Genomic DNA, 22,037 nt, shown 5'->3' with positions numbered 1-22,037 from the left:
CAAAGGCGGGAAATTCGACGATGGATTGCATGGCCGGCAAGCTGCCTGGCGCATGCAAGATGTAAGAATCAGAAACACTTTGTGACTAAGCTACTACAAAAGCTGCACTTTTCGACTTGCGAGGCAAGTAGAGATGACGGATATTGCTCTCATGTTGAGGACGCTCTCATGATCCGAATGATAGAAGACCCTGCCGAACTGGCTGGCGAAGACATCACTGGCAAATATATTCTCCGGAAGCTGAACTATCATTGGTTCGCTTACGGCAAGGCGGCCATCGTGACCGCCTGTAAAGGCACGATCCTCCATCTCGATCGGGAGGAAACGGTCTATTCCGAGCGCTGGGGCCGTCGCGCCTATACAGGGACCGGTAAGCGTTATCCCGGCGGCATCTGTCCCATTTCGGCGGTCGCCTGTGTTTGCGATACCCCCGATGACGTCAATGCCGTCATTCAGCTGGATGTCGAAGCGCAGGACGAGTTCTATCAGCTGATCGCCAAGACCGAAACCAGGGTTCGAGCGCTTGCCGCTTCGTCCGGAGAGAACCAGTTTCTGGAAGCGGCCGAATAGGCGTTTTTCAACAATATCCAACACTGCCGCAACGGCAGTCTCCGGCCACGCAACTGCGGAAACAATGACGTCTGTTATCGGAGGCGGTTTCATTTGCCGCCTTGCCACGGGTTGTCGCGCGCGTTTCACTTCCTAAATCAGGCGTAGGACTGTCGGATTTTTGCCGCCGCTGCAGACAGCAGAAGGCGCTTGCCCGGTGGAGCGGAAAACGGTCATGACGCAGGAACACAGCCAGCTGCGTCGCTCGTTTGCGGCGGCGCCGTCGCTCGGATCGCTCGCGATAACCGTCGCGGTGATGGTTGCCGCACTGTTCTGGCCCGCCGGCACGTTCGCCTGGCCGCGCGGCTGGATCTTTCTCGGCCTCTTCCTGGCGCTGACAGCAATCGCGCTCGTCTGGATCTCGCGGACGAATTCGGAGTTGTTCGCGGCGCGCAGCCGATATCAGAAGGGAACCAAGCGCTGGGATGCCGTGGTCGCGACGCTGACGATCATTCTCTTTGCTGCCATTCTTCCGGTCGGCGCGTTCGACGACGGCCGTTTCCACTGGGCGCCGCAACCCTGGTGGGTCGTTGTCCTCGGTTATCTCGTGATGGGCGCGGGCTATCTCGGCCTCACCTGGGCACAATCGGTCAACCGGCATTTCGAGCCGACGGTGCGCATCCAGACCGACCGCGACCACCAGGTGATCGACAGCGGGCCCTACGCCGTGATCCGCCACCCCGGCTATGCAACCGCCATTTTGCTTGCCGCCGGAACGGCGCTGTCACTCGGGTCGCTCTATGCGTTGATCCCCGTGGGGCTGCTCGTCGTCGTGCTCTTTGGCCGGACGCTCGGAGAGGAGGCGGAGTTGCGCAAAGGGCTTAAAGGATATGCGGAGTATATGGAACGGGTGCGCTGGCGCTGGATTCCGGGTGTTTGGTAAGCGATTGGAAGCGCCTGTCACCCGCCTCGGCCTTCGAAGCTCCGGCCCTTAGTCTGCGCATCCTAGGATGAGGGTTGATCAGTATGCCGTGTGGCTGGGCCGAGGTTGCCAGCCGGCCGCTTCGAAGGACGAGGGCGCCACGGCCACCGCCAATCACCCAATCGCCCTGAGATCTCGCGCAAACCGCTGCCAATTCGCTACATAATTTTCCGCCGAACGGCGGATACCCTCGACAGCCTTCTCATCCAACACCCGCACCACACGGGCCGGCGTGCCGACGATCAGGGAATTGTCGGGGAATTCCTTGCCCTCCGTCACCAGCGCACTGGCGCCGACGAGGCAGTTGTTGCCGATCCTGGCGCCGTTAAGAATGGTCGCGCCCATGCCGATCAGCACGTTATCGCCGAGCGTGCAGCCGTGAAGGATGGCGTGGTGGCCGATGGTGCAGCCCTTGCCCGTCGTCAGCGGAAAGCCCATGTCGGTATGGGCCATGACGCCTTCCTGGATGTTGGTGCCGGCGCCGATCGTGATCCTCTCATTGTCGCCGCGCAGCACCGATCCGAACCAGATGCCGACATTCTCGCCGAGCTCGACATCGCCGATCACATGCGCATCCGGCGCGATCCAGTGAAGGCCGGCGGGCGGCAGTTTCGGCGTCAGGCCGCCAAGCGCGTAGACGGGCATGGACCTCTCCTCAGACGATGTCGACCGACAGCTTTGCGACGCCGTCGATGCCGCAGGTGATCCGGTCCCCTCTGGCAACCGCGCCGACGCCGGCCGGCGTGCCGGTCATGATCACGTCTCCGGCCGCCAGCACGAAGAGCTTCGACAGTTCGGCGATGATCTCCGGCACCTTCCAGATCATCTGGTTGAGGTCGCCGTCCTGCACGCGCCTGCCGTTCTGCTCCAGCCAGATCCGGCCGTCGGCGGGATGGCCGAGACGGCTTGCCGGAACGATCGCCGAGACAGGGGCGGAATGTTCGAAGGCTTTGGCGAGCTCCCAGGGGCGGCCGAGCTTCTTGGCCTCGCCCTGCAGGTCGCGGCGGGTGAAATCGATGCCGACGGCATAGCCGTAGACGCAGTCAAGTGCATTCTCGGCCTGGATGTTCGCGCCGCCCGATTTCAGCGCCAGCACGCATTCCACCTCGTAATGCACGTCGTTCGACAGCGGCGGATAGGGAAAGGCATTGCCGGGCGGCAGCAGATTATCAGCGTTCTTCTGGAAGAAGAAGGGCGGTTCGCGGCTGGGATCATGACCCATCTCGATCGCATGGTCGGCATAATTGCGCCCGACGCAATAGACGCGGCGCACCGGGAAACGCTCGTCGCTGCCTTCGACCGGCAGCAAAACCGATGCGGGACGCGGAATGACGGTGGCGGGATGGGGCATGGCGGGCCTTCCTGTTCAACGAGTCTTTGGGCGCATCTTAGACGGAAAACAGTGCGGCGGGGAAGCGTGCTTGGCGGATTGACGCTGTTGCCGGCGGGCGATAACTTGCGTCCATGAGCAGGATTTTCGCAGTCTCCACGATGTCTACGACCACCGTTTGGCGGTGGGTGGCAGACGCGTGAACTGAATTCCGTTCATTGCAGAAGACACCAACCCGCCGGAAACGAGCGGGTTTTTTGTTGCCGCTCGTCTCCCGCATTCGAGGACGAGAACGTGGACGATATCCAGAAACAGATTCTTGCCGAGCGGGCGCGCGCCGCCGCCTGCCGCTCTCTCGCCAGCCGCTATGCCGGGGCCGCCTTCGCCTATGTTTCCGGATCCATCATGCGCGGCGAGGGGGCTGCCTTTTCGGACATTGATCTCGTCGTCGTGTTTTCGTCGCTCGGCAGAGCCTGGCGGGAATCCTTCACTGAAGACGGTTTTCCGGTCGAAGCCTTCGTCCATGATCCGCAGACGCTGGCGCATTATCTCCATCAAGACGCGGAGAGCGGCTGTCCTGTCATGGTCAATATGGTTGCGACAGGCAGCATTATCGGACCCGATGTCGAGCGTGGGCGCCTCATCCAGGCGAAGGCGGCGGGCGTTCTTGCCGCGGGGCCGAAGCCTCTCGATGGCCCGAGCTACGATATGCTGCGCTATCAAGTCACTGATCTCGCCGACGACCTGCGCGGCGACCGACCGCCTGAAGAAATCGCTGCCATCGCGGCGGCTCTCTACCAGAAGCTCGCCGATATGATGTTGCTTGGGCGCGGCGCATGGACCGGCCGCGGCAAGTGGGCGCCGCGGCTCATGATGAAGCTCGATGCGGAACTGGCCGCGGAATTCGATGCCGCGTTCAGGCTGGCGGTGCAGGGTGACGGCGCCTGGCTCCTGGCTCTCGCCGATCGGGAACTTGCCCTGCATGGCGGGCGCTTCTTCGACGGCTTCAAGCAGGAGGCTCCGGTGGAGGCGCGGCGGCTGGAATAGGTGCGAGTGGTCGATAGAGCCTCACCCTGATGTGCCCCGTGAGGGGCCTCGAAGGGCAAGGCGGGTGCGCCGGCATCGGATGTAGGCAAGGAGCAGCGGTGGAGCGCGTCCTTCGAGGCTCCGGCCTTTGGCCTGCGGGCCCAGGATGAGGGATGTTGGAGGATGCCGCGTTCCAACGAGAGGGGAGGAGCATGGGCGAGAACGTCGCTCCAAACTCCCTGTGCCTGTCACAGGAATCCAGCCGCGGGCGAGTGCGCTGTCGCCACCACTCGCTGCCTGCCGTATCCTAACCAAGCCCACCTTGCTCCGCGCAAATCCTGTCAATCAGCCCATCGAGTTCATCCCTCGGCGGCCGGCCCTTAGCAAGGCGCTGCCTGAGGTGCATGATCGAGTCTGCCAGGATTTCATCCAGGCTCTCGGCGCAGGCGAAATCGCCCGCCACGCGCTTGACCTTGGAATTATCGAAAATGGCCGTCCAGGCCTTGTCGCCGAGGAGCGGGCCGATCCATTCCGGATTGTACTTGATCAGCGTGTCCGTCGGCACGTGGACGATCTTGGCTTCCACGCCCAGCAATCTTGCGATGGTCTTCTGGATATCGTTCCAGAGGTGCGCACGATCGGAGGTGATGTGAAAAATCTCTTTTAGCGCCGCCTCTTTGCCGAAAAGGCCGACGAAAGGCACGGCGAAATCGACCGAGCGGGTGAGCGTCCAGGGCGTGTGGCCGTCGCCTGCCACGATGATGGGGTCGCCGTCCAGCATGCGTCTTGCCATGATATCGCTGTCGCCCATCATGATCGGCAGGCCGGTGCGGACGGTGTGGCTGGGGCGGACGATCGTCCAGGCGAGGTTATCGGACTTCTTGAGCAGTTCCTCGCAGGCGATCTTGGCCTGGCTGTATGGCCAGTAGGGATTGATCGCCGGCGTCTCCTCGGTGATCACGTAGTGGCGCGGCGGTTTTTCGTAGACCGAAGCCGAGGAGATGAAGATGTATTGGCTGCAATTGCCCGAGAAGACCTCGATATCGCGCGCCACCTGATCCGGCGTGAAGGCGATGAACTGGCAGACGACATCATAATTGGTCCTGGCGAGATCGGCGTAAGCGCTCGACCCCAATTCGTCGACGATCGAGGTGACACCGGCGGGCAGGGCGGCGTCTCTCAAGCCGCGATTGTAGACGCTGACATCGTGGCCTGCGGCAACGGCGCGTTCGACGCAAGGATAGGAAATCTGGCCGGTGCCGCCAATGAAGAGAACTTTCAAAGCCATGGGAGTGACCTCGGAGGCTGGGCGCGGGGACTGTGATTGCCCTTCATAGCGCGAAAGAATGTCATCGTCTTCCGCAAATCTCTTGCATCGCCGAGATCATGAGTGCGTCGTGCCCGGCTTCCAGCGGCGGCAAGCCTACCGCCGCAAGAGCCGGATAGTGCCTATGCGTGCGCCCTGCGATAGGCCGCGACGGCAAGCCAGATCGAGGAGAGCAGGAAGTAGAACGCGCCGAAACCCGCATAAGGCACGATATCGAGGATCGTTGGCGGGGCCGTGCCGAGCGATTGGCCGATCATGAAGCCGCCGGCAAGGGAGGATTGCGCGCCACTCAGGATCATCACCCATTGGGCGCCTTCAGTGTGCCAGCGCCTCACACCGGTATAGAGCTGCAATAGGCCTGAGAGGATCGCCCAGGCCCCGAAAACGGCGAGGACGACATGGGTGCTCTTACCAAGCGCAATACTGACGGCGAGCGCGGTGACCGTGCTGACCACGACATTCAGCGTCTGCGACGAATTGGTCCGCAGGCCGCCATTGACCCGGGCGTCGAGCAGATTGGCGAGCGCATCCCACAGTGGATAGATCACCAGCAGAAAGGCCGCCACGCCAGGCTGGCCGGCAAAGACAATGGCGGCGGCAATCCAGAGGACCGAGAATGCGGCGCGGAAGAAATAGTAGGATCGCAACCAGTCGGACTGGTTCGAAGATTCGGTTTGCATGAGCAGGCTCCGTTTTTGTCTACCTACTAGTAGGGAGGCTGCAAAGTGGAGTCAATGCGGTTTCCGTACACCTTGTTGTGAAGGGAAACGGAGCACTAGGTGCTTGACAATCTCCCTACCAGAAGGTAGGCGACCGCATGAAATCAATGGTTTCGACATCGGATAAGATCCTCGATATTGCCCAGTCGCTCATCGTGGCGGGCGGCTATAACGGCTTCAGCTATGCTGACATTGCGGATGCGATCGGCATTCGTAAGGCGAGCATCCACCATCATTTTCCGACAAAGGCCGAGCTGGTCTCTGTGCTGGTGGATCGTTACACCAGGCAGGCGGCGGCGGGCTTGCAGTCGCTGCGCGAGCAGGCGGCAAGCCCTGCCGATCAGCTGCAGTTCTACATCGACTATTGGCGTTCCTGCATCGAGAACGCCGCGCAGCCCTTCTGCGTCTGCGCCATGCTTGCCGGCGAAATGCAGATGCTGCCTGATGAGGTGGCATCACGCGTGCGCGCCCACTTCCGAAATCTGGCGGCATGGCTGACCTCGGTGCTGGAGGCCGGCGTCGAGCAGGGGCTGTTCCGGCTGGACAGGCCGGAACAGCAGGCCCAGATGCTGATGGCTTCCGTTCATGGGGCGATGCTATCGGCGCGGGCTCTCGGCGACCCCGGATTGTTCATCGCGGTGGTTGGACCTGAGGTCGCGAAGTTGCGGGTCGTTACTCCTTAAGGCACCGCCGTCAACGAGGCATGCGACTAGAACGAGGCCGGGGATCGGAGTGATCGAATGAGAACAAAAATGGCTGCGTTTGTCTTTTCTTGCTCAGTCTCATGGGCGGTTCCCGCAATAGCAGAAACTGTTCAATTGCAGGTCGCGAGCGGAGAAGTGATTGCGCGGTCAAGCCAAGAGAATCGAATCCGGCTGACCCTTACTTCCGACGGCTCCCGAAATTTGTCCGAATTTACCGCGCGTCATGTCAGCAAGAACATAGATGTGTTGATTGACCATAATGTTGTTTCATCGCCGCACCTAAATGACCCGCTTCTGTTTTCTGGACGGCAGCTTCAGATCGAAATCCCAGCAAAAACATCGGGTGCCGAAAACACGCTGGCCATCAAAAAGCTGGTTTCCGGAAAGGCGATCCTTGAGCTCCGGTCTGGCGGCTCCGAATAGATAGCCGTCCCCCGCGACCTGCCAATGCTAACGAGGACGGGATTTGAAGCGATTTGTAGGACGCCATCATTACCGTTAGATCGAATAAGTGCTGCTCATCCATCTAGCCGCCCGCCGGTAGAATTAGTCCCCGACTTACTCCCCGCCATCGCTAACCAGCGCATCCTGCACGATCGCGTAATAGGCGGCAAGCTCGGGGATATCGCCGGCCAGTTTTTCGAAGATGACATCCGATGGTGCAAGCGTCCCGGCATATTTTGCGTCGATGAAGGCCTGATGAGCCGCCAGCGCTTTGGCGTCCGCTTTGTGCACGACGGTGAAGATGGGCGAGGGGACCGTGCGGCCCTTGACGATGATGCGGTCGAGTTCCACGATGATGTAAGTATCGGCGACCAGCCTTGCGGTTTCCTCGCCGAGTAGCAGCGCCACGCCGTAATTCTTCGAGGCGCCTTCGAGGCGGGAGGCGAGGTTGACGCTGTCGCCGAGGCAGGAATAGTCGAAGCGGCGGGTCGAGCCCATGTTGCCGACGATGCATTCGCCGGTGTTGATGCCGACGCCCATCTTCAGGACGTGCGGCTTGTTGCCGAGTGCGGCCGCTTCCCGCTCCAGCTGGCCATTCAGCCTCGATATGGCCGCCTGCATGGCGAGCGAGGCCCGCACGGCGTGAAGCGCATGGTCGGGATCGTCGAGCGGCGCGTTCCAGAAGGCCATGATGCAGTCGCCCATATATTTGTCGATCGTGCCGCCGTGATCCATCACCACATCGGAGAGCGGTGTCAGCAGCCGGTTGATCAGGCCGGTCAGCTGTTCCGGATCGTCCTTCAGCGTCTCGGCGATGGTGGTGAAGCCGCGTACGTCTGAGAACAGCACCGAGAGCGTGCGCCGCTCGCCCCCCAGCTTCAGCTGCGTGGGATCGCTCGACAGGCGCTTGACCAGATCGGGCGAGATATATTGGGCGAAGGCGCGGGTGATCTGGCGCTTGTTGCGGCGCTCCTCGGCAAAATCGAAAGCGGCCTGGCCGAAGACGACGGAGATATAGGCGACCGTAGGCCCAAGCGGCGAGACGAAGACATGGGCCAGCCGGATACAGGCGGCACTGACGGCCGCGAAGGCGAGGAGGGCGGCCGCACTGTTCACGACCGTCAACCATCCCGTCCAGCGCCAGACGGTGGCGGCGGCAAGCAGCACCGATATCAGAATGCAGGCGGCAACCGTCGGCAGCCGGGCCTCGGCGATCGACAGGCCACGCCGGATATTGTCGTAGATCGTCGCCTGGATCTCGACGCCGGAGACGAGCTTGCCGGTGTGAACGGTATAGGGGGTCGCGAAGGCGTCGACGCCGCCCTTATCGATAGCAGGCGCATTCTGCAGGCTGAGGCCGACGAGCACGACCCGATCCTTGAAATAATCGGGAGGCAGCAGGTTCTTCGGGTCGAGCGCCTGATAATAGGAGACGGTGGGATAGCTGCGGGCCGGGCCGAAGGATTGGATAAGCCGACCAGCCGGCAGGGCTTCGGGCGCCACTCCCGAGGCCTTTGCAAGCATGGCGGCAAAGCCATCCTCGTAGCCCGGAATGCGGCGGAAGATGCCGTCGCCGCTGAGATCGATCGAGGCGATGCCGGTGACGGCGCCTGCGTCGGTCAGCTGCGGCAGGGGTGTGGCGCGGATCAGTTGCGAGGCCTGTGGCGTCTCGATCAGCGTCTCGTCGCCAGCCAGCACGACATCGGGTCCGACGGCCCTGGTGATCGCGGCGTCATTATCCGGGTTCGAGGGCTCGGCCATGATGATGTCGAGGCCGATGACGCGGGCGCCCGCGGCGCGCAACTGGCTGATGAGATCGGCATGCAGGCCGCGCGGCCAGGGCCATTGCGCATTGATATCGGCAAGCGAGGGTTCGTCGATCGCGACGATGACGGGTCCGCCAGGTGGCGGACGGGGATCGTCGACGGTCGAGAGATAATCGAAACTTCTGAGCTCCAGCAGCGACCAGGCGGGCAGGCGCGACAGCAGCGAGATGGCGATCAGCGTGGTGAGCGACAGCACCAGCAGCCTCAGATGACGGCCTCTGATCTGCCTGGCCTGCCGATGCTTGTCCCGCACCCGCATCAGAAGCGGACTTTGAGCGTGCCCTTGAAGGCGCGGCCCCAGCCGGGCACGCCGGGCGTGACCTCGAAATCCTCGTCGAGCAGGTTATAGGCGGCCGCTTCCAGCTCGATGCGCTTGTCGAACGGTTCCCAGACCAGGTGGGCGTCGAGGCTCCAGTAATCGTCGAGCTTGGTGCCGAACCGATCGCCGTCGCGCTCGCCGATATAGTTCGCGGCAACCGTCGCCTTGACCTTGGCCTCGTTCACCCAGGTCAGGGCAATCTGCCCGGAATTCTGCGGTATGAAGGGAAGAGGGCCGCCATAGATCGGTTCGAGCGGATCCCTGTTCTCCGAATCCATATAGGCATAGGTGGCTGAAAGACCGAAACCGTTGCCGAGCGCGACGTTGGCAGTGACGGAAGCGCGATCGATGCTGCCGCGCGAAATCGGCAGGCTGGTATCGGAGGGAAGCGAGATCAGCGGAAAATCGACCGAGAAATCGTGCAGTTCCTGATGCTGGTATTCGACCGACGTGAAGAAGCGGTCGGTCCATTCGGCATCCCATTGCAGGGCGACCGTATCCGTATAGCCCTGCGGATCGGCGGAAAACTGATTGGCCTGCAGGCCGAGGATGCCGATCGGGGCAAGCGTCGGAATTCCAGTATCAAAGCTTTGACGCATGAAGGCGGCCCGCAGCCAGTGGTTTTGAACCGGCGCCCAGGCGAGGCCGAAGCGCGGCTCCAGCCGGGTGATATCGGTGCCGTCGCCCTCGAGGTGCGTGGCGAACAAAGCGTATTCGCCCTTGAGATCCGGCGTGATCTCGTGCAGCACATCGACGTAGGCGCGGCCGATATCGATGGTGCTCTCGGTGTGATCGGGAGGCGCTGTCAAGCCCAGGAGCGTCTTATCGACCGTGCTGTTGATATCCATCCAGCCGCCCTCGATGCCGTAGCGGAATGTCAAAGGTCCGGCGCCTATGGAATGGCTCAGAGCGCCGATATAGGTTTTGGATTCGGTCTCCTGAGTGACATCGGTGAAGGGAATGATGAAGGGAACCCCTGCACGGATAAACAGCGGATCCAGGTCGACATCAAGCGCGTCGCTCGTCTTCGACTTGCTTCCGGAATAAAGCAGCGCTCCATTCACCACGTTTTCATATGCAAACGTGTGGCTCCAGCCGAGGCCGGCATATGTGCCTTCGCGTGCGGTTTCCTCTGTTGTGTAGAGAGGCAGCGGCAAAGGAACACCGAACAGGAGTTCCATGAACCCGGTATTTGAGGATAGTGCGCTCAGCGCTCCATCATTCTTGGCATGGTTGACGAAGGCTACCACGCGATCATCAGGCGTGACCGTCGCGGTTAGATAACCGTCGGCGCTCAGCAACTTGTTATCGGTTTGAACGTTGCCGAAATCCCGATAGTCGCGATCGAGCGCCAACTCTTGCCAAGTCATATCGGCGCGGAAGCTTATTGGAATGGTTTCGTTCGAATAGCCTTGGATCTCGGCTTCGCCGATGCGGCGGGTGTGGCCGTCGACACTGTTGATGCCGCCGCCGAGCGAGCCTTCGATGAAGGGCACATCGAAAAGCGTTACCGAACGCGAACGGCCGGACAGCATGTGCGGAGAGAGCAGCAGGCCCTGAATGAAGGATGAATAGGTCGACGTGTTGATGCTATATTGGCTGACGCTGTCGTCGCTGAAGCTCGTCGCGTTGACGAAAGGAAAGATGCTGCCCTTGATCGACTGGTCGATATAACCGGTGCCTTTGAAAGGATCGAAGACGGCATCGCCATAAAAGCGGCCCCAAGCATCCAGTCCCTGCAGGCGGAAGGCGTCGTTCAGGGTCGAGCCGGCGCTCGCATTGGCGCCGAGGGCACTATAATCGCCGCCGCGGGCGCGCGAGCGGCGCAGATATTCCTGCGCATTCCGGATCGCGCCATCGGCATCGTAGTCGTCGATATCGACGGCCGTGCGGAAGGCGGAGATATCGGGGTCGTTCTTGTCGATCCGGTCGGCATTGTCGACCGCTTGGTTGAAGGGAATGCGATCGCCCTTTTCCAGATGGGCGATGGCGAGTCCCAGCTGAGCGGATGAAAGGCCGGGATTTGCGGTCGCGGCGGCCAGCAGATCGTCGAGCGCTTTGTCGGTCTCGCCGTTCTGGATGTAGTAGCGGCCGCGCGCAAGCAGGGCGAGGTCGAAGGAGGGGTCGACGGCAAGGGCGGTGTCGATCTCGCGCTTGGCTTCCTTCATCCTGGATTGGTCGAGATAGAGGATGGCGAGATTGGCGTGTGCGACCGGATCCTCGGGATCGAGCTCGATCGCCTTCTTGTAGGCTGCCTCGGCTTCGCGATCGGCGCCGCGGTCAGACTGGAGCAAACCGAGATCGTTCCAATTCATCGACGAGCCCGGCATGTCGGCAAGCGATTGGTTGAGATCGGCAAGCGCCCCTTGGATGTCGCTTTCATAACCTTGGCGATAGCGCGCCCGCGCCTGCAGGCCGTCGGGATCATGAGGATCGATCGAAAGCGATCGATCGACCGCTTCCTTCATCTGAACGCGGTCGTCGATGAGCTGGGCCAACAGCGCGCGCCGCGCCGGCAATGTCGGATCATTGGGATATTGCTTCTCGGCCTGTTTCAGCACCTCGATGGCGGCGGGGATATCTTGCAGGAAACCGGCAGTATAGGCCTTGGCGATAGCGCCGTTCGGGCCGATGGCTGCATCGGTCGGCGGATTTTCCACCCGTTGCGGATCGGCGAGCGAGCGCGAATAATAGCCGCCATAGGCTGCAACGGCGCGGCGTTGCGGATCGAGATGCGGCAGCGCTTTCTCGAAAAGCTTGGCGGCCTCGGCATAACGCATCTGCTCACCCGCGATCAGGGCTTCGAGCAGCTCGCCGCGGGCGCGCTGGGCGGCCGAAAGCGGCAGGGCGCGGGCGCGGGCGAGGGAAGCCAGCGCATCCTTGGCGCTGTCGAACGTCAGCTGTACTTCGGCAAGCGTCAGCCAGTCTGCAGCGCTGCGGTTTTGCGCCGGCACGGCGGCGATGCGCCCACGCTCGCTGCGCATGGTCGCCGTCGGCAGCGGCGAGGCAGGCATCATGGTAAAGCCGCTGCGGAGGGTGAGATAGAAGAGCATCTGTTCGCGATCGTCGGGATTGACGCTGACGATCTTGCGCGGCGCCTGACCGATGGTGGCGACCGCCCCTTCGCCCTGGTTCACCTCGACGCTGCCCTGCGGGTTGGAGAGCGCCACCCGGCCTTCGAGCACGATCATCGAGGTCTGGTCGCCCTTGACGGTCATCGTCCAGTCGGTGCCGCGGATGGCGGCTGCGGCGGCCGGTGTTTCCACAGTCAGGGCCTGGCCGCCGCGCTGGGCGCGGGCCCAGATCGTGCCGGCCTGAAGCTCGAGCACGGTGTCGCCGCTCGCGGCCATCTTCTTGACCTGCAGCGACGAATTGCGGCCGAGGCGAACCTGGGTGTGATCGGAAAAGACGATGGCGAGCTGGCCGTTGGCGTTAGTGCGCAGTACGTCTCCAGTCAGGAGATCCTGGTTGATGTCGACGACGCGCCAGTCCGACACGTCGATGAATCGCACTTCCTCGCCGGTCTTTCGGGCAATGACCGAGCCGGCGACCGGCGTGGCGCGCGGCACGGGATCGGCCATCGCCGGCAGCCCGAAACCGGGTACGACAAACGCAAGCGCCAGCCCGATGCGACAGATGTTATTGGAGTAACCCCGCATGATCTCGACCCCATCCCCGCTTTCCCCTTTGTCGGTGTAGAGTGAAAAAGTCAAGCGTGTTGCACACGTGTTCTTGCTTTCGTTTCAAAGTGTAATATCAGGGGAACACTTTAGGGGATGGAGTATTCAGGTGAGCGAATTCGAGAGTGCTACGGAGGTTATGCTGAGCAGGCCGTCGAGCGGGGACGTCAGTGCCGAGTATTTCGACCACATCAAGAAAATCAACGACATATTCTATGATCAGGTCAAGATATCCGACCAAAAGGCTGCCTACATCTTTACTTTCATGCTCGCCTTTTTAGTGAGTTCCAGCGAGGTGAGGGCGGTTTTCAGCCTGGCACGTTATACGGGCGGTACGCCGGGAAGTATGCTTTTCTCCGGCCTGCTTGCCGCAGCCTCGGTCTTCTCCATTCTCTCAGCTATTCTGGTTGTGCTGCCGCGTCATTTAGGCACCTCGACCTCGCTCTTCTGGGGCGCCTGGCCGAAGCACCGCGACCTGTTTTTCGATGCCGCCGTGCGGCGAGACGAGCGCTATCTTTTCGACCAATATCTAGAAAATGCCAACACCCTCTCGACGATCGCGCGCAGCAAATATCGCTGTGTAACTTTCGCCTTTCGCGGGTTGATGGTCAGCGTCGTTGCCTATGTGCTGTTGTTGGCGGCAGGGTGAGGTTGCGCTGCCACTCTCCGACGTAGCCATGGGGACGGGGGCGCGCTGAGGCGCCCCCGTCCCTCGTCAATCCACAACCTCGAGAACGAGCTCGATCTCGATCGGCATGCCGAGTGGCAGGCTGGCAACGCCAAGGACCACCCGGCCGGACAGTTTGTCTACACCGAAGACCTGGAGCAGCAGTTCGGATGCGCCGTCGGCGACCTTGGGGTGGTCGCGGAAGTCGCCTTCCGTCGCGATGTAGACGCCGAGCTTGACGACCTTCGCCACCCTGTCCAACGAACCGAGATAGTCCCTGACGGCTGCAAGCCCGCTGAGGGTCGCCGTCTCGGCAGCCTTGCGGCCCTCATCCACCGTCAGCGCCCCGCCGACGCGGCCGATATAGCGGGGCTCATGGCCGACAACCGGCAACATCCCGCTGAAGAAGACGAGGTTGCCGGAATTCGTCGCCTCAACATAGGCGCCGAAGGGTGTGGGCGGCGGCGGCAGGACGATGCCGAGCTTCTGCAGCCGCTGTTCCGCGCCGGCTGCCGGCGCTTTCGTTCCGGTCACCATTTGCCCAGATGTGCGCCGCCGTCGACGTGCAGCACCTCCCCGGTGACACGCGGAGCCTCCGTCAGGAAGACCACCGCATCGACGATTTCGGCGACGTCGGAAATGCCTGACATCGGCGAGAGCGTCTTCAGGAACTCCTTCGGATTATCCTTATGCAAGGGCGTGTCGACGACGCCCGGAGCGACCGTGTTGACGCGGATTCCATCGCTCGCATATTCCATCGCCAGGTTCTTGGAGATCGCATCGATGCCGCCCTTGGTCATCATCGAAACCGAGGCGGAGAAGCCGGCGATCGGATGGTCGATCAGCGGTGTGGTAATGCTGACGATGCTGCCGCCTGTCTTCTGGGCCAGCATCTGCCTGATGACAAGCTGAGTGAGGTGGATGAAGCCTTCGAGATTGGTAGAGGAGAGCTTACGGAAATCCGTCATCGTGTAATCGATGAAGGGCTTGGTGAGGAAAATGCCGGCATTGTTGACGAGGGCGTCAATCGAGCCAAAGCGGTCAATCGCCGCTTTGGCCACACGCGCCGCGGTCTCGGGATCGCCGATGTCGCCGTCGACCACTGCCAGCCTGTCGGAAGCGTTGAGAGCATCCGAAGCGCTGACTTGGCGCGAGGTGGCGACAACGTTGTAGCCGCGCTCGACGAAGGCGTTGACGAGGCCTGCTCCGATACCTTGGGAGGCGCCCGTAACGATGACAGTTTTATGCGTAGTCATGTTGAACTCCATTGATCTGGTTCGGGCAACGCGGGCCTTGCGAAGGCGAGGTCGCTCGAGATGGGGCCGCCGCGATCGCGACGCCATCAGCTGTTGCTTGTTTTTCGCAGAGTGAATATGGCGAAAACCCGATTGCGCGATTAGATGGAAATATCTGGATTCTCTTTTGCATTGATGCAAAAGTGGGGCGTGGCGGACCTTAATGACATTGCAGTCTTCGTGAAGGTGGCGCAGTACGGCAGCTTCAGCCGTGCGGCCCATTCGCTCGGCATGCCTGTTTCAACCGTCAGCCGTAAAGTGACCTCGCTCGAGGAACAGCTCGGCGTTACGCTGATACAGCGTACGACCCGCAAACTCAGCCTTACCGCACAGGGGCGGGCTTATTACGACAGGTGCAGCGAGCCGCTGTCCCACCTCCTCGATGCTGAGCAGGCGGTGAGCGAAACGCAGAGAAAGCCGGCAGGCTTCTTGAAGATCTCGGTGCCAGTCATCTTCGGGCAGGAGGTCTTCTATGAGTTCATATCCGCCTTCCTGAAGACCTATCCCGATATCCAGGTTGATCTCTTCGTCACCAATCTATTCCTCGACCTGGTTGCGGAGAATATCGATGTCGGAATCCGTTTCGGCGACCTGAAGGATTCGTCCATGGTCGCGCAGCGGCTCGGCAAGAGCGTGCGCTATCTGGTCGCGGCCCCGGAATATCTGAAGGGCAGGGCGCTTCCCGCCAAACCGGAAGACCTGAAGGAGCATCGCTGCGTACTCCTGAACGGCCGCAACGGCGAAGCGGAATGGCATCTCGTCAGCGGCCGCAAATCGCTGGACCTGCGTGTGTCGGGGCCGGTCTCGAGCCGGGACTTCGATGCGGTCAGCGCCTTCACTTATCGCGGCCACGGTATCGGTCTCCTGCCTTCGACCTATTGCGACGAGCAGATTCGAAGAGGCGAACTCATCCGCCTTCTTCCGGAGTGGTCGTCCCCGGAAATTTTCGTGCATGCCGTCTATCCTACCCGCCGCTTCCTGCCCTTGCGCCTGCAGGTCTTCCTCGAAGCGCTTAAGGCATGGAACACCCCGCTGTGGCTGCCATTGCATTGAGAGTTTCGGAATCGGTGCCGTTGAGACGCGACGCATTTTCATCACCGAAAATTGAAGCCCAGCGCCTCACCGTGCATCCTGCCCCGGCCAAGCTGTGGTAAAGTCTGTCGGCTTGGGGTGGCGCGGGGATTTGCCGATGCTGACAACGCTTGCGGTGCTCATGGGTGTTTCAGGAGTCGTGCCGGCCGCTGAAACCATGCCAGCTGAGGTGGATGTGACGCTGGTGCTTGCCGTCGACACCTCGCGGTCAATGGATTTCGAAGAGATTGGCATTCAGCGCGATGGATACGTCGAGGCGCTCAAGCACAAGGAATTCATCGATGCGGTCAAGGGCGGGCTCACCGGCCGCATCGCCATCAGCTACTTCGAATGGGCGGGCTATGTCGTCCAGGACTCGATGATCGACTGGCAGGTCATCGAGACGGAGGCGGATGCGATCGCCTTTGCAGGCAAGCTCGACGCCCGGCCGATTGCCACGCAACGGCGCACCTCGATCTCCACCGCCATCGATCAGGGCGCCAGTATGATCGCCACCGGTCCCTTTCGCGGCAGGCGCGAGGTGATCGACGTTTCCGGCGACGGCCCTAACAATTCCGGCGATCCCGTCATACCCGCGCGCGACAAGGCGGTGGCGTCAGGCATGATCATCAACGGCCTGACCATCATGCTGCGTCCTTCCGATGCCCCCGGCGGGCTCGACAAATATTACGCCGATTGCGTGATCGGCGGCCCCGGCAGCTTCGTGCTGCCGGTCCACAAGATCGAGGATTTCGCCATCGCGGTGCGCCGCAAGCTGGTGCTCGAGATCAGCGGCATTTCTCCGTCGCCTGGGGTGGAGAGGATCGCTGCGGACGCGCCGACGACGGATTGTCTGATCGGCGAGAAGCAGTGGCGGGATATATTCGATCGGTGAGGCGTGGCTGCGGCGCGACTTGGGATGAGAGGACACCGTGTCGCACCCCCTCTGTCCTGCCGGACATCTCCCCCACAAGGAGGGAGATCGGCTGGGCGTAACGGCTTCCCCAAACAACTAAAGCATCGTGATTGTCGCTGCCGGCTGGGAGGGAGCGACGGTCAGGCCACTTGCCAATCTCCACCCTTGTGGGGGAGATGTCCGGCAGGACAGAGGGGGCACACGGCACGCTTAAAAGGAAAGAAGCCCGCCATGAGGGGTTTGAAGGCGAGCCGGGTGCTCCCAACGTCTGCCGCCGCCACCTACAACGGCAATTGCCTGCCGGCCTGCTCGCTGACCATGTATTCGGCGTACCAGTCCGGCCAGTTCTCATCATACTTGCCGCCGTTGCGTTTCTCGTGTTCGCCGTGGGCCTGGGCGGCGCGGCGGAGTGCCGCCGCAAGGTCGCTCGATGTCGAGAAGGCCGTCTCATCGGCGTCGATGCGGCCGGGGAGGCGGGTGGTGACTTCCTGGAACAGCCAGCCATTGCCGTCGGGATCCTTGAACGAGGCAAAGGAACGGTAGCTGCGGTGCTCGGGGTCGTGGCCTGCGATGCGCAGGCGCCCGAAGAGATAGGGCTCGTCCTTGCCGGCATAGACGCCCGATGCGTCGTGGAAGACCTCGCTCACCTCGACGCTGCGGGCGATGAGATCGCGCCGCGCGGCCTCGATGTCGGAGACGATGAGGTAGAGCCCTTGCGCGGAGCCGGGGGCGGCGGCCGTGACGTTCCTGCCGAAGATGATGGCGCAGCCGGAGCCCGGCGGGGTGAACTGGATCACCCGAAAATCGGCATCATTGGCAAAGTCGGCGTCGAGCCTCCAGCCCAGGCCGTCATAGAAACGTTTGGCGCGGTCGACGTCGGAAACGGGGATAACGACCACCTCGAGCTTGGTGTCGACCGGTCGTGTTCTCGCGGATTCGGTGGGGGGTTCACTGCGCACTGCATTGCTCATCTTCAGCTCCTCAGGGTTTGGACGCATTAAGAATGGCGATACATGTCGGGGTCGAGTGGACCACAGCGCGTTAGGGGCGTCGAATCAATTATTCTATCGGTGCAGAAGAGACGGCGGGCCGATCCCGCCGCCTGTCGCGCGGCTGCTAAAGCGCGTCGCGATCTTTCAGATTCGCTTTTTGCGCTTTAGGTTCTTGTTTTCACGCATGTCGTTGGCGCAAAACCGCTGCACACTTTTGCGCGACCTGCTTCACGCAGCAAGAGCGGCGCGTGTCTTGCCGATCATCAGGGCGGCGCGTGCCGCCTCGCGGCCCTTCTCGACGAAATGGGCGCGGTAGATCTGCGTATGATGCTCGGTTTCCTGATAGTGGTGCGGCGTCAGCGAAACGGATAGCACCGGCACGCCCGTATCCATGCCTGCACGCATCAGGCCATCGACGACGGCCTGGGCGACGAATTCGTGGCGGTAGATCCCGCCGTCGACGACGAAGGCGGCGGCGATGACGGCGGCATAACGTCCGGTCGCGGCAAGATCGCGCGACAGCAGCGGCATTTCGAAAGCGCCGGGGACGTCGAATACGTCGATCTGTTCGGCGGGAACAAGCTGTTGGAAGCCTTCAAGCGCACGGTCGACGATATCGGCGTGCCAGCCGGCTTTGACGAAGGCATAACGGGTGGGTGTCATGGTAATCTCCTTTGGCGTACAGACACGTCACCCAAGGCGATCACGAGCATCCGCCGCCAGCCTGGAGGGCAGCAGCAGCGCACGTTCTCTTTCATCCGGACTATGACCGTCGGCTCAGGCATCTCACCTGATCTGCTGACCCTTCCGAGGAAGGCGCTCGCGGGCTCGCAATTGAAACTGCATACCGCCGGTAGGGACTTTCACCCCGCCCTGAGAACGGCGCGGACAATAGGGGCAAGGCGGCGAGCTGGCAATAGGGAAGATATTTTCGGGTGGGTGCGGTTTTCAACCTCAAGAGAGCCTCATCCTGTGAGGTGCCCGTAGGGGCCTCGAAGGACGACGCGGGCGCGCTGACATTGGATGGAAGCAAGGAGCGGCGTTGGAGCGCGTCCTTTGAGGCTCCGCCCTGCGGGCTGCGCGCCTCAGGCTGAGGAGCTCGGAGGTTGCCGCGCCGAGGCCGGTGAGGGTCTCACCTAAGGGGGCTGCAGGATGCCCGCCCTTGCTCAGCGCACGCTTCCGCCTACATGCTCCCATTGAGGACACCCACGTCAATACAGCATGATACGTCGTTCCCCGAGACCGAGCGGCAACCATGGGAGAGAGACATGCCAGAATCTTTCGTCGTGCGCCGCGAGGCGCATCTTGCGGCGCCGCCGGCGGCGGTGTTTGCGCTGATGACCGATCCGGAGAAGATCCTGCGCTGGATGGGGACGGAGGCCGAGGTCGAGCCGGAGCCCGGTGGGCTCTATCTCGTCAACGTCACCGGCGCCCGCTTTGCGCGCGGCTCGTTTCGCGAGGTGGTGCCGGTGCATCGGCTTGCCTACAGCTTCGGCTGGGACGGCAGCGAGGTGGTGCCGCCGGGATCGAGCCTGGTCGAGATCGACCTGATCGAGCAGGGAGGCGGGACGCTTTTGCGGCTCACCCATAGCGGCCTGCCGAGTGCGGAGCAATGCGCTGGCCATGAGGAAGGCTGGGCGCATTACCTCGGACGGCTCACCGAGGTCGCCGCCGGGCGGAACCCTGGTCCAGATCCATTTTACGGCAGGAGATGAACGGTTTTCGGCAGGCGGCGGGATGTTCCTCAAGCGCTTGACGCTGCGGGAAGAACGATCCGCCGCGGTCAAAAAAGTGCTGCTTTTTCGTCGGTAAACATGAACGTGCAGTTCATCTCCAGTTCAATTTGGCGGTCCTAAGGTGATTGCGGCTGGATGAAATGGAGTTTTCGATGAAGGCACTTTCTATCGCGGCTGCCTTGCTCGCTGGCAGCCTCTCGATCGGCACAGCTCAGGCGATGCCGATCGGGGCAATCAAGGTTGAGAGCACTGTCACAAAGGTCGACTACGCCTGTGGTCGCGGCTGGCACCTGACCCGCTGGGGCGAATGCCGGCGCAACTGGCGCCGCCCGCCGCCTGTAGCTTTCTATGGCGGTCCGCCCCGCTGGGGCTGGGAGCGGCGTCATCGCGATTGGGATGGCCCGCGTTGGCGCTATGAGCGGCGCTGGGACCGCGAACGCCGCTGGCGGGATGACTACTAAAAGCCTTTGACAGAGGCAGACGAACGAGGGCCGGTGCGATGTTTCGCCCGGCCTTTATCTGTTGAAATAACGACCGCGCTCAGATGCGGCTGACGAGCCAGTGCTTTCCGTCGATCAGCTCTTCGAGCTCGGCCGGATCTTTGACGCCGAATTCGAACCATTCGACGAGTTCCTTCGCCTTCCGCTTGCTTTCCTCGGCCGTGAACTCGATCCCATAGCGCGCGCACCACCGCCGAAGGATCGACGTCAGCAGCGTCATGTCATTCCCGTCAAGCGGGTCTTTCGGCCAGTATGTCGTGCCCATCGCAACCCCTCAATCGCTGACGACAAGCTGGCACATAATCGAATCGATGTCGCGCAATTTAAAAGTGTTTATTCGGTTGTTTTCCACCGTGGTGAATGGTTTTCCACAGAGTTGTCGGGCGGTGGGGTTGACAGGGTTGCGGAGGGACTCGGCGGGAGCAAGTGCCGATAGGAAATCCTCCGGACACCAGAGGTGTCCTCAGTTTGCCGACAAAATCTCCTCCGTCATGCTCGGCCTTGTGCCGAGTATCTGACCAGGGCAATTGTTTGGACGACAACCGTTTATTTTCATACGCATAATTGGATCGTCTCAGATCCTCTGCACAAGGCCGAGGATGACCTCGGGGGTTTTGGTTGCCAACAGGCGGAGACCGGAGACCTCCTCAAAGGCCGCAGGAGTGTCCGTGGGCTGATGTCCCGGGGTTGCCCACGTCCTGTTGCAATGCCAATGTTAACCCATGGATCTGCCTTCCTCTCTTGCCTGGCTGATTGATGAGGCTGCGGCTTCGCCCGGTCCCGAACGGTTTCTGGCCGAGCTCGGGCGCCGGCTGCTGGCCGATGGTCTGGCGCTTTCCGGCGGCGCGCTGACACTTTCGGTGCCGCATCCGATCATCGCGCGGCGTACCTGGCTGTGGCGGGCCGAAACCGGAGCCGTCATCGAGGCGCTGGGTTTTGCCGCCGCACCTCAAAGCGATGCCGGGCGCGAATGGCTGGCCGGGCTCGGGCCGGTTTGGGAGGAGAGGATTGGAGCTTCACGGGACGGCGCCATGCTCGGCTGGGCGGGTGTCGGCAGGGGGACGGGGGCGGACGAATTTCCTCCTGATGAAGCCGCGCGGCTGCAGGAGGTCGCGCGTTTTGCCGCCGCGCCGCTCGCAGCCCTTGCGGCGCGGGAGGCGCTGGCAGCACTGCTGGAAGCCTATCTCGGTCGGCGCAGTGCGGCCCGGGTTCAGTCGGGTGCGCTTGCCCGTGGCACCGGTGAGACCATTCGCGCCGCTCTTCTCTGCGCCGATTTGCGGGATTTCACCGCACTTTCCCAGGTGACGGAGCCGCAGGCGATGATATCAGCGCTCGATGCTTATTTCGACCGCGTTGCCGGCGCCGTGCACGCCTTCGGTGGCGAGGTGCTGAAATTCATCGGCGACGGCGTGTTGGCGATTTTTCCCGTCACCGCCGCTTCCGGTGACGAGGCCCGGGCTGATCGAGAGGCTTGCGAGGCGGCGCTTCGGGCTGTCGCTGCCAGCCGCGCCGGCATGGTCCATCTCGATGGGATGCGTGTGGCTGAGGGGCTGGCGCCGCTGCCCTTCGGTGCGGCGCTGCATTTCGGCGAAATCCTCTGGGGCAATATTGGTGCCGCCGACCGGCTTGACTTCACCGCCATTGGTCCGGCGGTCAATCTGGTCAGCCGGCTGGAAGGGCTCTGCAAGCCGCTCGGCCACAGCGTGCTGATCTCAGGCGCGGTGGCTGCGAATACCGAGGCCGCGCTGACGCGGCTCGGCGAGCACACCCTGCGCGGCATCGCCGAGCCCTGTGCCGTCTTCACTTTGGCCGAGGATTGAGCCCCGAGATGGCGCTGCCCGAATGCGCCCGCCATGCCATGTTTGGCGCTCACAAGAATCATGATTGTTAATCACTCGTATGGCGCGTGATCATTCCAGCCACTGCCGGAGATCGTTTTCAAATATTCCTTAGG

General features: G+C 62.0%; 22 protein-coding genes and 1 riboswitch. Of the genes, 11 read left to right on the top strand and 11 right to left on the bottom strand.

The features are described 5' to 3' along the window. The first annotated feature begins 168 nt into the window (after positions 1-168). A complete protein-coding gene (locus tag AMK02_RS13730; RefSeq protein WP_064803571.1) occupies positions 169-570 on the top strand; it encodes a hypothetical protein in 402 nt (133 codons plus the stop codon). Between the two features lie 214 nt (positions 571-784). Continuing rightward, the gene (locus tag AMK02_RS13725; protein ID WP_064803569.1) at positions 785-1,492 is read left to right on the top strand and encodes a methyltransferase family protein; all 708 of its coding nucleotides are present in this window, start codon (positions 785-787) and stop codon (positions 1,490-1,492) included. 153 nt (positions 1,493-1,645) lie between these two features. Here AMK02_RS13725 and AMK02_RS13720 read toward each other — a convergent pair whose 3' ends face one another. Beyond that, the gene (locus AMK02_RS13720; RefSeq protein WP_064803567.1) at positions 1,646-2,176 is read right to left on the bottom strand and encodes a gamma carbonic anhydrase family protein; all 531 of its coding nucleotides are present in this window, start codon (positions 2,174-2,176) and stop codon (positions 1,646-1,648) included. A gap of 10 nt (positions 2,177-2,186) precedes the next feature. Further along, positions 2,187-2,882, bottom strand: coding sequence for a fumarylacetoacetate hydrolase family protein (locus AMK02_RS13715; RefSeq protein ID WP_064803565.1), 696 nt, complete (start codon positions 2,880-2,882; stop codon positions 2,187-2,189). Positions 2,883-3,155: 273 nt separating this feature from the next. Here AMK02_RS13715 and AMK02_RS13710 point away from each other — a divergent pair, with 273 nt between their 5' ends. Continuing rightward, a complete protein-coding gene (locus tag AMK02_RS13710; RefSeq protein WP_064803563.1) occupies positions 3,156-3,908 on the top strand; it encodes a nucleotidyltransferase domain-containing protein in 753 nt (250 codons plus the stop codon). Between the two features lie 286 nt (positions 3,909-4,194). Here AMK02_RS13710 and AMK02_RS13705 read toward each other — a convergent pair whose 3' ends face one another. Both AMK02_RS13705 and AMK02_RS13700 read right to left on the bottom strand, forming a co-directional pair. Further along, positions 4,195-5,175: an SDR family oxidoreductase gene (locus tag AMK02_RS13705; protein WP_064803561.1), complete on the bottom strand. Its 981-nt coding sequence runs from the start codon at positions 5,173-5,175 to the stop codon at positions 4,195-4,197. A gap of 161 nt (positions 5,176-5,336) precedes the next feature. After that, entirely contained in the window at positions 5,337-5,894 is a 558-nt protein-coding gene (locus tag AMK02_RS13700) for a DUF308 domain-containing protein (RefSeq protein ID WP_064803558.1), read from the bottom strand. A gap of 137 nt (positions 5,895-6,031) precedes the next feature. Between AMK02_RS13700 and AMK02_RS13695 the strand changes: the two genes are divergently transcribed. Beyond that, positions 6,032-6,616, top strand: coding sequence for a TetR/AcrR family transcriptional regulator (locus AMK02_RS13695; RefSeq protein ID WP_064803556.1), 585 nt, complete (start codon positions 6,032-6,034; stop codon positions 6,614-6,616). A gap of 69 nt (positions 6,617-6,685) precedes the next feature. Then, on the top strand, positions 6,686-7,060 hold the full coding sequence (locus AMK02_RS13690) for a SecDF P1 head subdomain-containing protein (RefSeq protein WP_237358313.1): 375 nt from the start codon (positions 6,686-6,688) through the stop codon (positions 7,058-7,060). Between the two features lie 135 nt (positions 7,061-7,195). Here the strand turns inward: AMK02_RS13690 and AMK02_RS13685 are convergent, their stop codons facing one another. Both AMK02_RS13685 and AMK02_RS13680 read right to left on the bottom strand, forming a co-directional pair. Further along, positions 7,196-9,166: an adenylate/guanylate cyclase domain-containing protein gene (locus tag AMK02_RS13685; RefSeq protein WP_064803552.1), complete on the bottom strand. Its 1,971-nt coding sequence runs from the start codon at positions 9,164-9,166 to the stop codon at positions 7,196-7,198. Beyond that, the gene (locus AMK02_RS13680) at positions 9,166-12,885 is read right to left on the bottom strand and encodes a FecR domain-containing protein (RefSeq protein ID WP_064803550.1); all 3,720 of its coding nucleotides are present in this window, start codon (positions 12,883-12,885) and stop codon (positions 9,166-9,168) included. Before AMK02_RS13680 ends, AMK02_RS13685 begins: the two co-directional genes overlap by 1 nt. 130 nt (positions 12,886-13,015) lie before the next feature. Here AMK02_RS13680 and AMK02_RS13675 point away from each other — a divergent pair, with 130 nt between their 5' ends. Continuing rightward, positions 13,016-13,555 (top strand): Pycsar system effector family protein, encoded by a 540-nt coding sequence (locus tag AMK02_RS13675; RefSeq protein WP_064803548.1) that lies wholly within the window; start codon positions 13,016-13,018, stop codon positions 13,553-13,555. Between the two features lie 66 nt (positions 13,556-13,621). Here AMK02_RS13675 and AMK02_RS13670 read toward each other — a convergent pair whose 3' ends face one another. Then, positions 13,622-14,110 carry a RidA family protein gene (locus tag AMK02_RS13670; protein ID WP_064803546.1) on the bottom strand — a complete coding sequence of 163 codons (489 nt, stop codon included), beginning with the start codon at positions 14,108-14,110 and terminating at the stop codon, positions 13,622-13,624. Then, a complete protein-coding gene (locus AMK02_RS13665; RefSeq protein WP_064806228.1) occupies positions 14,104-14,829 on the bottom strand; it encodes an SDR family NAD(P)-dependent oxidoreductase in 726 nt (241 codons plus the stop codon). The genes AMK02_RS13670 and AMK02_RS13665 overlap by 7 nt, the downstream gene beginning before the upstream one ends. Positions 14,830-15,018: 189 nt before the next feature. Here AMK02_RS13665 and AMK02_RS13660 point away from each other — a divergent pair, with 189 nt between their 5' ends. Together AMK02_RS13660 and AMK02_RS13655 are read left to right on the top strand one after the other, a co-directional pair. Then, positions 15,019-15,921 carry a LysR family transcriptional regulator gene (locus AMK02_RS13660; protein WP_064806226.1) on the top strand — a complete coding sequence of 301 codons (903 nt, stop codon included), beginning with the start codon at positions 15,019-15,021 and terminating at the stop codon, positions 15,919-15,921. 136 nt (positions 15,922-16,057) lie between these two features. Continuing rightward, a complete protein-coding gene (locus AMK02_RS13655) occupies positions 16,058-16,834 on the top strand; it encodes a DUF1194 domain-containing protein (RefSeq protein ID WP_064803544.1) in 777 nt (258 codons plus the stop codon). A gap of 302 nt (positions 16,835-17,136) precedes the next feature. Here AMK02_RS13655 and AMK02_RS13650 read toward each other — a convergent pair whose 3' ends face one another. Next, positions 17,137-17,826 carry a VOC family protein gene (locus AMK02_RS13650; protein ID WP_064803542.1) on the bottom strand — a complete coding sequence of 230 codons (690 nt, stop codon included), beginning with the start codon at positions 17,824-17,826 and terminating at the stop codon, positions 17,137-17,139. A 249-nt stretch (positions 17,827-18,075) separates the two neighbouring features. Next, on the bottom strand, positions 18,076-18,510 hold the full coding sequence (locus AMK02_RS13645) for a 6,7-dimethyl-8-ribityllumazine synthase (RefSeq protein ID WP_011425937.1): 435 nt from the start codon (positions 18,508-18,510) through the stop codon (positions 18,076-18,078). 79 nt (positions 18,511-18,589) lie between these two features. Further along, positions 18,590-18,732, bottom strand: a riboswitch (FMN riboswitch). Between the two features lie 383 nt (positions 18,733-19,115). On the opposite strand from AMK02_RS13645, the gene AMK02_RS13640 reads away from it, so the two are divergent. Beyond that, entirely contained in the window at positions 19,116-19,562 is a 447-nt protein-coding gene (locus AMK02_RS13640) for an SRPBCC family protein (protein ID WP_064803540.1), read from the top strand. Positions 19,563-19,735: 173 nt separating this feature from the next. Beyond that, positions 19,736-20,044 (top strand): GCG_CRPN prefix-to-repeats domain-containing protein, encoded by a 309-nt coding sequence (locus tag AMK02_RS13635; RefSeq protein WP_011425935.1) that lies wholly within the window; start codon positions 19,736-19,738, stop codon positions 20,042-20,044. A 79-nt stretch (positions 20,045-20,123) separates the two neighbouring features. Here AMK02_RS13635 and AMK02_RS13630 read toward each other — a convergent pair whose 3' ends face one another. Next, the gene (locus AMK02_RS13630; RefSeq protein ID WP_064803538.1) at positions 20,124-20,348 is read right to left on the bottom strand and encodes a hypothetical protein; all 225 of its coding nucleotides are present in this window, start codon (positions 20,346-20,348) and stop codon (positions 20,124-20,126) included. A gap of 457 nt (positions 20,349-20,805) precedes the next feature. Here AMK02_RS13630 and AMK02_RS13625 point away from each other — a divergent pair, with 457 nt between their 5' ends. Next, complete coding sequence (locus tag AMK02_RS13625) at positions 20,806-21,903, top strand: adenylate/guanylate cyclase domain-containing protein (RefSeq protein ID WP_064803537.1); 1,098 nt, start codon at positions 20,806-20,808, stop codon at positions 21,901-21,903. The last annotated feature ends 134 nt before the right edge of the window (positions 21,904-22,037 follow it).

The sequence above is a fragment of the Rhizobium sp. N731 genome, from assembly GCF_001664145.1.
In the GTDB taxonomy this organism is placed as follows: Bacteria; Pseudomonadota; Alphaproteobacteria; order Rhizobiales; family Rhizobiaceae; genus Rhizobium; species Rhizobium esperanzae.
The sequence above is the reverse complement of the archived record's forward strand: the minus strand, read 5'-3'. Positions and strand labels throughout refer to the sequence as shown.